The organism is Streptomyces sp. HNM0645, assembly GCF_030056615.1.
Taxonomy (GTDB): domain Bacteria; phylum Actinomycetota; class Actinomycetes; order Streptomycetales; family Streptomycetaceae; genus Streptomyces; species Streptomyces marianii.
Map to the genome: position 1 here is coordinate 1 of NZ_JASHLT010000051.1, position 11862 is coordinate 11862.

General features: G+C 72.2%; 9 protein-coding genes and 2 pseudogenes. 5 read left to right on the forward strand and 6 right to left on the reverse strand.

The annotated features are described in order from the left end of the window. Positions 1 to 182: 182 nt before the first annotated feature. The 5 genes from QMZ92_RS29015 to QMZ92_RS29035 all read left to right on the forward strand — a co-directional run bounded on the left by QMZ92_RS29015 (position 183) and on the right by QMZ92_RS29035 (position 6414). On the forward strand, positions 183 to 698 hold the full coding sequence (locus QMZ92_RS29015) for a hypothetical protein (protein ID WP_283300504.1): 516 nt from the start codon (positions 183 to 185) through the stop codon (positions 696 to 698). Between the two features lie 469 nt (positions 699 to 1167). After that, complete coding sequence (gene rlmN, locus QMZ92_RS29020) at positions 1168 to 2274, forward strand: dual-specificity RNA methyltransferase RlmN (RefSeq protein ID WP_283300506.1); 1107 nt, start codon at positions 1168 to 1170, stop codon at positions 2272 to 2274. Between the two features lie 278 nt (positions 2275 to 2552). Beyond that, complete coding sequence (locus QMZ92_RS29025; protein ID WP_283300509.1) at positions 2553 to 3647, forward strand: thiamine ABC transporter substrate-binding protein; 1095 nt, start codon at positions 2553 to 2555, stop codon at positions 3645 to 3647. A 92-nt stretch (positions 3648 to 3739) separates the two neighbouring features. Continuing rightward, entirely contained in the window at positions 3740 to 5383 is a 1644-nt protein-coding gene (locus QMZ92_RS29030) for an ABC transporter permease (protein ID WP_283300583.1), read from the forward strand. After that, positions 5383 to 6414: an ABC transporter ATP-binding protein gene (locus tag QMZ92_RS29035; protein ID WP_283300511.1), complete on the forward strand. Its 1032-nt coding sequence runs from the start codon at positions 5383 to 5385 to the stop codon at positions 6412 to 6414. Before QMZ92_RS29030 ends, QMZ92_RS29035 begins: the two co-directional genes overlap by 1 nt. Before the next feature lie 36 nt (positions 6415 to 6450). On the opposite strand, the gene QMZ92_RS29040 is transcribed toward QMZ92_RS29035, so the two are convergent. The 6 genes and pseudogenes from QMZ92_RS29040 to QMZ92_RS29065 form a co-directional block, all read right to left on the reverse strand. Beyond that, on the reverse strand, positions 6451 to 7602 hold the full coding sequence (locus tag QMZ92_RS29040; RefSeq protein WP_283300513.1) for an LOG family protein: 1152 nt from the start codon (positions 7600 to 7602) through the stop codon (positions 6451 to 6453). A 63-nt stretch (positions 7603 to 7665) separates the two neighbouring features. Then, positions 7666 to 8802, reverse strand: a complete 1137-nt coding sequence (locus QMZ92_RS29045; RefSeq protein ID WP_283300515.1) for a hypothetical protein — start codon at positions 8800 to 8802, stop codon at positions 7666 to 7668. Continuing rightward, positions 8784 to 9512 (reverse strand): ABC transporter ATP-binding protein, encoded by a 729-nt coding sequence (locus tag QMZ92_RS29050; RefSeq protein ID WP_138052836.1) that lies wholly within the window; start codon positions 9510 to 9512, stop codon positions 8784 to 8786. The genes QMZ92_RS29045 and QMZ92_RS29050 overlap by 19 nt, the downstream gene beginning before the upstream one ends. A 307-nt stretch (positions 9513 to 9819) precedes the next feature. Further along, positions 9820 to 10830 (reverse strand): annotated as a pseudogene (locus QMZ92_RS29055) (aspartate aminotransferase family protein); the annotation flags it as partial. A 15-nt stretch (positions 10831 to 10845) separates the two neighbouring features. Then, a pseudogene (locus QMZ92_RS29060) lies at positions 10846 to 11292 on the reverse strand (aminotransferase class III-fold pyridoxal phosphate-dependent enzyme); the annotation flags it as partial. 53 nt (positions 11293 to 11345) lie between these two features. After that, positions 11346 to 11840: an Lrp/AsnC family transcriptional regulator gene (locus QMZ92_RS29065; RefSeq protein WP_269728142.1), complete on the reverse strand. Its 495-nt coding sequence runs from the start codon at positions 11838 to 11840 to the stop codon at positions 11346 to 11348. Between the last annotated feature and the right edge of the window lie 22 nt (positions 11841 to 11862).

The window sequence follows — 11862 nt, forward strand, 5'->3', positions numbered from 1 at the left end:
ATGCCTCCGCGTTGCTCACACCATGCTGCATGAGCTGAAGGTAGAGGCGCCGTTCCTCGGACAAGGGACGGCGCCCCTGGATGACGGACCGGTCCCGGATCTTGAAGCCCATTGCATCCCCTGAACTGGGGTGTTGCAACGACGCCTAGAACCCAAGGGGAGCCCGGCGGCGAGGAGGGGCCATGAGGCGGAAGGCCGGCGGAACGGCTCTGCTGCTCGTACTCGTATTCGTGTGCGGGTGCGGGGGAGTGGACGACGAGACCGACCCCCGTCCGGACGGGACGGCCACCCCGGCCCGCTCGGAGCAGCCCGCGCCGAGTGCCCCCGTGCCCCCGTCCGCCACCACCCCGTCCGCCACGACGCCAGACCGTGCGTCCGCGCTCGTCACCCTCACCGAGAGCGGCGGTATCGACGGGCGGCACCATTCGATCGTCGTGTACGACGACGGTACGTACCTCCTGGTCGCACCGGGGAAGAGGAACCGCCCCGGCCGAATGGCCCCGGCGGCCCTCGCCGAACTGCGGACAGCCCTCGACGAGGTCGACTTCTCCCGGCTGCCGACCCGGCCCACCGGGCCGCCGGTCATGGACGGGCTCACCCGGGTGCTGGTCCACGACGGCCGCACCTCCGTCGACGACGGCACGGACATCCCCGCCGACCTCGCCGCTGTGTACGACGCGCTGCCGCCGCTCAGCTGACGCCGACCGGGCCGCTGGCGCGCGGATCCGTACGGGCCGGGGGACGGGCCCCGCCGGTCTCATCACCGTGGTCACGACCACGGCAGTCGTGACCGCCGCCTCGGCCGCCTGCATGCCGCGGACGGCGTCACGGGGGCCGGCCCCCGCCCAGCGGCCGTCGACGGTCCTCACCATCCCCCGCCCAACGCCTGTGGTCGGTGCGCGCCCGATGTCGTTTCGCACCCGAACCCGAACCCGAACCCGAACCCGGTCCCGGTCCCGGTCCCGGTCCCGAACCCGGTCCCGGTCCCGAACCCGGTCCCGGCCCGTCGCCGTCCGGTTCGTCCCGCCCGCGCCCGGCCCGGTCGTTCCGTACCGGGAGACTGCCATCCCCGCCCGGCCGGGTCCGCCGCGACCGCTCCGGTGCCCGCCTCCCCCGCCGCCCGGGGGACTCGGGTCACCCGAGTCGATCTGCGACACTGGTACGACCATGCCCAAGCCCGGAGAACTCACTTTCGTCGCCCCCCGCGGAGCCAAGAAGCCCCCGCGGCACCTCGCCGACCTCACGCCCGCCGAGCGGAAGGACGCCGTCGCCGCGATCGGCGAGAAGCCGTTCCGGGCGAAGCAGCTGTCGCAGCACTACTTCGCGCGCTACGCGCACGACCCGGAGCAGTGGACCGACATCCCCGCCGCCGCGCGCGAGCGGCTCGCGTCGGAGCTGCTGCCCGACCTGATGTCCGTGGTCCGGCACGTCTCCTGTGACGACGACACCACCCGCAAGACGCTGTGGCGGCTCCACGACGGCACGCTCGTCGAGTCGGTGCTGATGCGCTACCCGGACCGGGTGACGATGTGCATCTCCTCGCAGGCCGGCTGCGGGATGAACTGCCCGTTCTGCGCCACGGGCCAGGCCGGTCTCGACCGGAACCTGTCCACCGCCGAGATCGTGCACCAGATCGTGGACGGCATGCGGGCCCTCCGCGACGGTGAGGTCCCCGGAGGCGCGGCCCGGCTGTCCAACATCGTGTTCATGGGCATGGGCGAGCCGCTCGCCAACTACAACCGCGTGGTCGGCGCCATCCGCAGGCTCACCGATCCGGAGCCCGACGGCCTCGGCCTGTCGCAGCGCGGGATCACCGTCTCCACGGTGGGCCTCGTGCCGGCGATGCTGCGCTTCGCCGACGAGGGCTTCAAGTGCCGCCTCGCCGTGTCCCTGCACGCGCCGGACGACGAACTGCGCGACACCCTCGTCCCCGTCAACACCCGCTGGAAGGTCCGGGAGGTCCTGGACGCGGCCTGGGAGTACGCGGAGAGGTCCGGCCGCCGCATCTCGATCGAGTACGCCCTGATCCGGGACATCAACGACCAGGCATGGCGCGGTGACCTGCTCGGGCGACTCCTCAAGGGCAAGCGGGTGCACGTCAACCTGATCCCGCTGAACCCGACTCCGGGCTCCAAGTGGACGGCCTCCCGGCCCGAGGACGAGAAGGCCTTCATCGAGGCCATCGCCGCCCACGGTGTCCCGGTCACCGTCCGGGACACCCGTGGTCAGGAGATCGACGGGGCCTGCGGTCAGCTCGCCGCCTCCGAGCGCTAGTGCCAGGTGCCAGGCGCAGGGCCGCCCCGGTCCCTGCGGAGCGTCCGACGCGCCCCTGTACGCTGGCCCGAACATCTGCATATTCCGACAGGGGAGCGCCACAGCGCTGAGAGTGCGGTGACCGTCAGACCGCAGACCCTCTGAACCTCGCCCGGGTCATTCCGGGTAGGAAGTTCGGACGAGACTCAAGCTGTTGCGCCCTGCCCGGCTCCCGGATCCCGAGGATCCCGCGGCCGGGCAGGGCCGCGTCTCTTCCTGGTCATGCCCAGGAGGAATCAGTGAGCACCACCAAGAAGATCACCGTCACCGCGCTGGCCGCGGCCCTCGGCGTGAGCACGCTCGCGGCCTGCGGCGGGTCGTCCGGGGACGACTCCGCCGGAGCCGGCGGCAGCGGCAAGACCGTGACACTCGTCAGCCACGACTCCTTCAACGCCTCGCCGGCCGTGCTCAAGCAGTTCACCGCGGAGACCGGGTACACGGTCAAGGTGCTGAAGAGCGGAGACGCCGTCGAGGCACTCAACAAGGAGATCCTCACCAAGGGCTCCCCGCAGGGCGACGTGTTCTTCGGCGTCGACAACACCACGCTCTCGCGGGCCCTCGACAACGACCTGTTCACCCCGTACGAGGCCGAGGGCCTCGAGCGGGTTCCCGAGGCCGTCCGGCTCGACGGGGGCAGGCACCGGGTCACACCGGTCGACAGCGGCGACATCTGCGTCAACTACGACAAGAAGTACTTCGCCGACAGAAAGCTCGCCCCGCCGCAGACCTTCGAGGACCTCGCCGAGCCCGCGTACCGGAACCTCCTCGTCGTCGAGAACGCCGAACGCTCCACGCCGGGCCTCGGCTTCCTGCTCGGCACCGCTGCCGCGTACGGGGACAAGGGCTGGCAGGACTACTGGAAGAAGCTGCGGGCGAACGGCGTCAAGGTCGTCGACAGCTGGGAGATCGCCTACAACCAGGAGTTCTCCGGTTCCGCCGGCGGCAGGGCGGCCAAGGGCGACCGGCCGCTCGTCGTCTCGTACGCCTCCAGCCCGCCGGTCGAGGTGCTGTACGCCGAGCCGCGGCCGAAGGCGGCGCCGACCGGCGTCTCCACCGGCACCTGCTTCCGCCAGACGGAGGCCGCCGGCCTGCTCAGGGGCGCGCGGAACGAGGCCGGCGGAAAGGCCCTGCTGGACTTCTTGATCAGCAGGAAGTTCCAGGAGGACATGCCGCTCAACATGTTCGTCAACCCGGTGGCCGAGGACGCGAAGCTGCCCCCGCTGTTCACCGAGTTCGGCGAGGTGATCGCCGAGCCGCGGACGATGGCTCCGGAGAGGATCGCCAAGAACCGCGACCAGTGGATCCAGTCGTGGTCCTCGCTCGTCCTGAAGTAGCCGGGCAGTCCGGCGGGAACGCCGGGCCGCGCGGGCGGAACCCCTCGCGCGGCCCGGCGGCCCTGCGCGCCACCGCCGCTCGCTCGGCCCTGATGGCCCTGCCCGTCGCGTTCTTCGCCCTCTTCTTCGCCCTCCCCGTGGCCTCGATCGTCGGCCGCGGACTGCGGGTGGGGGACTCCTGGCGGTTCGGCGGGATCGCCGAGGTCGTCGGCCGTCCGGACATCCTCCAGGTGCTCTGGTTCACCCTCTGGCAGGCGCTCGCGTCCACGGGGCTGACCCTGCTGATCGCGCTCCCCGGCGCCTACGTCCTGGCCCGCTGCGACTTCCCCGGGAAACAGCTGTTGCGGGCGGTCGTCACCGTGCCGTTCGTGCTGCCCACCGTCGTGGTCGGCACCGCATTCCTGGCGCTCCTGGGCCGGGGCGGGTTGCTGGACGAGCTGTGGGGGGTGCGGCTCGACACGACGGTCTGGGCGATCCTCCTCGCCCATGTGTTCTTCAACTACGCCGTGGTGGTACGCACCGTGGGCGGCCTGTGGGCCCAGCTCGACCCGCGCCAGGAGGAGGCCGCACGGGTCCTCGGCGCAAGCCGCTTCGGGGCCTGGCGCCGGGTCACCCTGCCCGCGCTGGCCCCGGCCGTGGCCGCTGCCGCGCTGATGGTGTTCCTCTTCACGTTCACCTCGTTCGGCGTCGTACAGATCCTCGGCGGCCCGGCGTACTCCACGCTCGAGGTGGAGATCTACCGGCAGACCGCCCAGGTGCTGGACCTCTCCACGGCCGCCGTGCTGACCCTGGTGCAGTTCGCCGCCGTGGGCGCGGTTCTCACCGTGCACGCCCGGACCGTCCGGCGACGGGAGACCGCGCTGCGACTTGTCGATCCGGCGCTCGCCGCGCACCGTCCGAGGGGCGCCGGGCAATGGGCCCTGCTGGGCGGGGTGCTCGCCACGGTCGTCCTGCTGATCGTGGCACCGCTCGCGGTGCTGGTCGAACGGTCCTTCGACGGACCAGGCGGGTACGGTCTCACCTTCTACCGGGCCCTGCAGTCGGCCGGGGCGAGCGGCGGCACGTTCCTCGTCCCGCCGGTCGAGGCCGTGTGGAACTCCCTCCAGTACGCGCTCGCCGCCACCGCGATCGCGCTCGTCGTCGGCGGCCTCGCGGCCGCGGCGCTCACTCTCCCCCGGACGTCGTCCGGGGGATCCTCCAAAGCCGGCCGGCTCGTCCGCGGCTTCGACGCGCTGTTGATGCTGCCGCTCGGGGTCTCCGCCGTCACCGTCGGTTTCGGTTTCCTCATCGCCCTCGACGAGCCGCCGCTGGACCTGCGCACCTCCTGGATCCTCGTGCCGCTGGCCCAGGCGCTCGTGGGAGTGCCCTTCGTCGTTCGGACGATGCTGCCCGTGCTGCGGGCCGTCGACGCACGGCTGCGGGAGGCGGCGGCCGTGCTGGGCGCCTCGCCCCTGCGGGCATGGCGCGAGGTGGACCTGCCGCTGGTGCGCCGGGCGCTGCTCGTCGCCGCCGGTTTCGCCTTCGCCGTGTCACTCGGCGAGTTCGGTGCCACCGTCTTCATCGCCCGGCCGGACAACCCGACGCTCCCGGTCGCCGTGGCGCGACTCCTCGGCCGTCCCGGCGAGCTCAACTACGGCCAGGCAATGGCGCTTTCGACGATCCTCATGCTGGTCTGCGCGGTGGCCCTGCTGCTGCTCGACCGGCTCCGTCCCGACCGTTCCGCAGGGGAGTTCTGATGCTGGCGCTGGAGAACGCGACCGTACGCTTCGGGGGGCGGGCGGCGCTGGACGGAGTGGACCTGGAGGTCGCCGACCACGAGATCGTGTCTGTGCTCGGACCGAGCGGCAGTGGCAAGTCGACCCTGCTGAGGGCCGTCGCCGGGCTGCAGCCCCTGGACGGCGGCCGGGTGCTGCTCGGCGGCAGCGACCAGACCGGAGTGCCGGTGCACCGCCGCGGGGTGGGCCTGATGTTCCAGGACCACCAGCTCTTCCCGCAGCGCGACGTCGGCGGCAACGTCGCCTTCGGGCTGCGGATGCACGGCGTGCCGAAGGCCGAGCGGCGTCTGCGAGTCGAGGAGTTGCTGGAACTGGTCGGGCTCCCGGGCGCCGCACGACGGGCCGTCGGCGCGCTCTCCGGTGGTGAGCAGCAGCGCGTCGCCCTGGCCCGGGCACTCGCGCCCAGCCCGCGGCTGCTGATGCTCGACGAGCCCCTGGGCCAGCTCGACCGCACTCTCAGGGAACGGCTCGTCGTCGAACTGCGTGCGGTGTTCCGCCGGCTGGGCACCACGGTGCTGGCCGTCACCCACGACCAGGGGGAGGCCTTCGCGCTCGCCGACCGGGTCGTGGTCATGCGCGACGGACGTGTCGCCCAGTCGGGCACACCCCGGGACGTGTGGCAGCGGCCCGTCTCGGAATTCGTCGCCCGGTTCCTCGGCTTCGCCAACGTGGTGCCCGCGACGGTCACCGGGGACACGGCCGAGACCCCCTGGGGCGGTGTCCCGGTTCCCATGGGCTCACCCCAGGGCGCCTGCAGGCTGCTGGTACGGCCGTCCGCGGTACGGCTTCGGCCGCGCGGCACGGGACTGCCGTGCGCGGTGGAGTCCCTGACCTTCCGCGGCCACCATGTCGCCGTACGGCTGCGGCCGGACGACGCGCCGCCGCTGGAGGCCGAGTGCGGGCTCAGGGACGCTCCCGAGCCGGGCGCCGAGGTCGGGGTCGCGTTCGCCGCGGAGGACGTGGTGGTCCTGCGACCCGACACCGGCGACTGATCCGGCCGGAGCAGGCTGCCGCCGGCCGCCCGGGCCTCAGCCGGCCTGACGTGCGGCGGTCGTCAGCCGGGCGAGTGCCCCGGGGGCCTCCTCCACCGAGTCGACCAGGGCGATACGCGTCTCCATCGCGCGGCCCTCCGCCAGGGAGCGCAGCAGCGGCCAGGCCGGGAGCCGCTCCGTCCAGTGGGCGCGGTCGACCAGGACCATCGGCGTCGGCTCGCCCCGCGACTCGTAGTAGTTCGGGGTCGCGTTGTCGAAGATCTCCTGCAGCGTGCCCGCGGCGCCGGGGAGGAAGACGACACCGGCGGTGCAGCGGGCGAGCAGCCCGTCCTCGCGAGTGGCGTTGGCGAAGTACTTGGCGATGTGCCCGGCGAACGGGTTGGGCGGCTCGTGCCCGTAGAACCAGGTGGGGATGCCGACCGAGTCGCCGCCCTGCGGCCAGCGCGAGCGGACCTCGAGGGCGACGGCCGCCCAGTCGCTGACGGAGGGGGTGAACGACGGTGCCTTGGCGAGGAGTTCGAGGGACTCGTCCAGCATCTCGTCGGGGTGCGGGGCCGCGTAGGCGCCGAGGTTCGCCGCCTCCATCGCCCCGGGCCCGCCGCCGGTGGCGACGGTCAGGCCGGCGCGGGTGAGGGCGCGGCCGAGCCGGGCCGCGCCGGCGTACTCGTCGGTGCCGCGGCTCATCGCGTGCCACCCCATCACCCCGACGACCGGCACCCCGTCGAGGAGTTCGTCCAGGGCGTCCGAGACGGCGTCGTCGTGCAGGGCCCTGAGCATCGATGCGTAGATGTCCCGGTCCGCCTTGGTGAGCTGGAACCAGTCGTAGGCGAGCGCGTCGGGCGTGACCTCGTAACCGCCGTCGGCGAGGCCGTCGAAGAGCTCGTCGGGGGTGTAGAGGAGCCCCCGGTAGGGGTCGAACGGGAGGTCCGGCAGGGGAGGGAAGACGAGGGCACCGTCCGCGCGGACCTTGGCCGTGGCGTCCGGCTCCATGGCGCAGCCGAGGAAGGCGGCGGCCGTGGTGTCGCACGAGAGGAGAGCGAAGGTGCGCCCGCTCAGGTCGACGGATTGGACGCGGTGCCCCGCGAGGCTGCCCCGCCGCGCGACGACCCTGTCGAACTCATCGAGCGTCTCGATCTCCCGGTCGTCGTCGAACGACGAACCGAGCCGCGGCCTCTGTCCGTGAACCATGGCGGCCACGATATGCCCCGGGCCCGGGGCCTTCGTGTCCGGGTCGGTGACCCCGCCCCGGGCTCAGCGCCGCAGCGGCAGGGCCGCAAGTTCCGCCACCGCCCAGGTGAGCGGAGCGAAGACGACCAGCAGGACCACGGCCCGCAGCATGGCGGTGGCGTGCAGCAGGGCCACGGAGGCGCCCAGTTCGAGCAGACCGGCCCGGGTGCCCGCTCGGGCCTGCCGTGCCTCGACGGCCGAGGTGAGCAGCGTCGCCAGGGTGCAGGCCACGACGAGCGTCGCCCCGAGAGCGGTCAGCGGTCCGAAGGGCTGCGGGTGTTCCCCGGCGAGCGCGGAGGCCGCGACGAAGGCGGACACCACGGCGCACACGATGCCTAGAGGCCGCCCGATCCGGCGTGCGTCGTCCATGAGCGCCCGCCCTGCGAGCAGTCGCATCGCCCCGGGCCGCAGGGACTGCAGCACCCACCCGCACACGTGGACGATGCCGGGGCCGGCCGTCGCGAGCCCCACCGCGGTCAGCGTCCAGCCGGCGAGCACCCCGCCGGAGGCGCCACCGGTGCTGTCAGGGCCCCGGCCCGTGTACGCCTCGATCGCGACGCCCACGGCCGTCAGCGCGACGCCCCAGGGGAGGCCGCCCGGCGTCCCAGTGGCGTGCTCGGGTTCGTCGTCGGGGAGTTCGCCGTCCCTCCGGCGGCGCGGGCGCAGGGCGAGTGCGGCCGCCCCGGCGCCGAGGACCGGGACGAGTGCGAGCAGCAGGACCACCGCCCCCAGCGGCAACGGCTCGCCCGCGGCGAGAAGTTCCGCCGCGTCGCCGTCGAACGGCGTTCCGCTCAGGTCGCCACGCAGGTGCAGGAAGAACAGCAGGGCCACCATGCTGCCGAGGACGCAGGAAACGGCGGTGGACGCGGCCGCCAGCGCACTCATGCGCACCGGTCCGAGTCCGACGGCGGACAGGCCCTGGCGGGATCGCGTACCCGGATCCGTGCGGGCCACCGCCACGGCGAACTGGACCGTGGCCGCCAGCGGGGCGAGACACCAGGCCAGCCGCTGCAGCGCCGGATCGGAGGGGTGCGGGCCGGACATCGCGTAGGACAGGGTGCACAGCAGGAGGAAGCCCACCCCCGCCGAGGCCGTCGCCACCAGGAGGCGGCGCAGCAGGACGAGGGGGTGGGAGCCGCGGCTCAGACGGAGAGCGAGCACTCGGCCCGGCCTTCCGCCTCCGCGTCCCGCACCGGGGTGACACGCCGGCCGTCCACCAGCGACACTCCACGGTCGGCGAGGGTCGCGACCTCCTCGTCATGGGTCGCGAGCACGAGGGTGATGCGGTGTGACCGGGCGGCGGTGGTGAGGGTGCGCAGAACCTGGGCCCGGTCGGAGCTGTGCAGTGTGGCGGTCGGCTCGTCGGCGAACAGCACCGCGGGGGTGGTGACCAGGGCACGGGCGAGGGCGATCCGCTGCCGCTGAGACTGCAGCAGCGCCCGGGGCCGCTTGCGGGCGCACCGCCCGATGTCGAGCCGCTCCATCCATTCCAGGGCGGCGGTCCTGGCCTTGCGGTGCGAGGAGCCGCGCAGCAGCAGTGGCAGCGCCGCGTTCTCCCAGGCGGTCAGTTCGGGCACCAGTTGGGGTTCCGGCCCGATCCAGCCGAAGCGCTCGCGCCTCAGCCGCTCGCGGTTCAGCGCCCCCATGGTGTGGACGGGTGTGCTGTTGAACCACACCTCGCCCTGGTGCGGCACGATCTGCCCCGAGAGGCAGCGCAGGAGGGTCGTCTTCCCGCTGCCGCGCGGGCCGTTCACCGCGAGGATCTCCCCCTCGCGCACTCCGAGGGAGACTCCGCAGAGGGCGGGCGAGCCGCCGAAGGCGTGGTTCAGGGACCGCGCCCAGAGCACATCGTTGTCCGGCGGGACCACCATGGCGTACACCTCGGTTCAGATCCGTGGGTTCCGTTCCCCCGCACGGGCGAACGACCCCGAGGCCGATCGGTCACAGCACCGTAGGGACTCGGAGCCGGGTGTACGCACGGCACGCGGCCCGGACGCCTCCCTTCTCACTCGAAGGGAGGCGTCCGGGCCGCTCGCGCAGGCCGGGGCCCGGCCCTACAGCTTCGACCAGGCCTCGGTGAGGACGCCGCGCAAGATCTGCTCGATCTCGTCGAAGGTCTCCTGGGTGGAGATCAGCGGCGGGGCGAGCTGGACGACCGGGTCGCCGCGGTCGTCGGNCGCGCAAGATCTGCTCGATCTCGTCGAAGGTCTCCTGGGTGGAGATCAGCGGCGGGGCGAGCTGGACGACCGGGTCGCCGCGGTCGTCGGCACGGCAGTACAGGCCGGCGTCGAACAGCGCCTTGGAGAGGAAGCCGTAGAGGACCCGCTCGGTCTCCTCCTCGTTGAAGGACTCCTTGGTGTTCTTGTCCTTCACGAGCTCGATGCCGTAGAAGTACCCGTTGCCGCGGACGTCGCCGACGATCGGCAGGTTGTGCAGCTTCTGCAGCGTCGAGAGGAACGCGCCCTCGTTGTCCAGGACGTGCTGGTTGAGCTTCTCGCGCTCGAACAGGTCGAGGTTGGCCAGGCCGACGGCAGCGGAGACCGGGTGGCCGCCGAAGGTGTAGCCGTGCAGGAACGTGTTGTCGCCCTTGTAGAACGGCTCGGCGAGCCGGTCGGAGACGATGCAGGCGCCGATCGGGGAGTAGCCCGAGGTCATGCCCTTGGCGCAGGTGATCATGTCCGGTACGTAGCCGAACTTGTCGCAGGCGAAGGTCTTGCCGAGGCGGCCGAAGGCGCAGATGACCTCGTCGGAGACCAGCAGCACGTCGTACTGGTCGCAGATCTCACGGACCCGCTGGAAGTACCCGGGCGGCGGCGGGAAGCATCCGCCGGCGTTCTGCACGGGCTCCAGGAACACCGCGGCGACGGTGTCCGGGCCCTCGAACAGGATCTGCTGCTCGATCTGGTCGGCGGCCCAGCGGCCGAAGGCCTCCGGGTCGTCGCCGTGCAGCGGCGCGCGGTAGATGTTGGTGTTCGGGACCTTGTGCGCACCGGGCACCAGCGGCTCGAACGGGGCCTTCAGCCCCGGCAGGCCGGTGATGGACAGGGCGCCCTGCGGGGTGCCGTGGTACGCGACCGCGCGGGAGATCACCTTGTACTTGGTCGGCTTGCCGATGAGCTTGAAGTACTGCTTGGCGAGCTTCCACGCGGTCTCGACCGCCTCGCCGCCGCCGGTGGTGAAGAAGACCTTNTCGAACGGGGCCTTCAGCCCCGGCAGGCCGGTGATGGACAGGGCGCCCTGCGGGGTGCCGTGGTACGCGACCGCGCGGGAGATCACCTTGTACTTGGTCGGCTTGCCGATGAGCTTGAAGTACTGCTTGGCGAGCTTCCACGCGGTCTCGACCGCCTCGCCGCCGCCGGTGGTGAAGAAGACCTTGTTGAGGTCGCCGGGGGCCTCGCCCGCGAGGCGCTCGGCGAGCTCGACCGCCTTCGGGTGGGCGTAGGACCACACCGGGAAGAAGGCCAGCTCCTCGGCCTGCCGGGCGGCCACCTCGGCCAGCTCCCTGCGGCCGTGGCCGGCCTGGACCACGAACAGGCCCGCGAGGCCGTCGAGGTAGCGCTTGCCCTTGTCGTCGTAGATGTAGGTGCCCTCACCGCGCACGATGGTGGGCACAGGGGAGTTCTCGTACGACGACATGCGGGTGAAGTGCATCCACAGGTGGTCGTAGGCGGACTTGGAGAGGTCGCTGCGGTCCTTGCTCACGGCTATCGGGTTCCCCACATGTAGGTCTGCTTCTTGAGCTTGAGGTAGACGAAGCTCTCGGTGGAGCGCACGCCGGGGAGGGTGCGGATGCGCCGGTTGATCACTTCCAGCAGGTGGTCGTCGTCCTCGCAGACGATCTCCACCATCAGGTCGAACGAGCCCGCCGTCATGACGACGTACTCGCACTCGGACATCGCGGTCAGCGCGTCTGCCACCGGGTCCAGGTCGCCCTCGACGTTGATCCCGACCATCGCCTGGCGCCGCAGGCCCACGGTGAGCGGGTCCGTGACGGCGACGATCTGCATCACGCCTTGGTCGAGCAGCTTCTGGACGCGCTGCCGGACCGCCGCCTCGGAAAGGCCGACGGCCTTTCCTATCGCGGCGTAGGGCCGGCGCCCGTCCTCCTGCAGCTGCTCGATGATCGCCAGGGAGACGGCATCGATCGTGGGGGAGGTACCGCCGCCCCCGGTCCTGGAGTCTGTACTTCGACTGGCCACGAGCACACTGTGCACCGGAGTC

Excerpts from the sequence above, each read along its gene's own strand:
- QMZ92_RS29015 (WP_283300504.1), top strand. The coding sequence starts at position 183 with ATGAGGCGGAAGGCCGGCGGAACGGCTCTGCTGCTCGTACTCGTATTC.
- rlmN (WP_283300506.1), top strand. The coding sequence starts at position 1,168 with ATGCCCAAGCCCGGAGAACTCACTTTCGTCGCCCCCCGCGGAGCCAAG.
- QMZ92_RS29030 (WP_283300583.1), top strand. The coding sequence starts at position 3,740 with ATGGCCCTGCCCGTCGCGTTCTTCGCCCTCTTCTTCGCCCTCCCCGTG.
- QMZ92_RS29035 (WP_283300511.1), top strand. The coding sequence starts at position 5,383 with ATGCTGGCGCTGGAGAACGCGACCGTACGCTTCGGGGGGCGGGCGGCG.
- QMZ92_RS29040 (WP_283300513.1), bottom strand. The coding sequence starts at position 7,602 with ATGGTTCACGGACAGAGGCCGCGGCTCGGTTCGTCGTTCGACGACGAC.
- QMZ92_RS29050 (WP_138052836.1), bottom strand. The coding sequence starts at position 9,512 with ATGGTGGTCCCGCCGGACAACGATGTGCTCTGGGCGCGGTCCCTGAAC.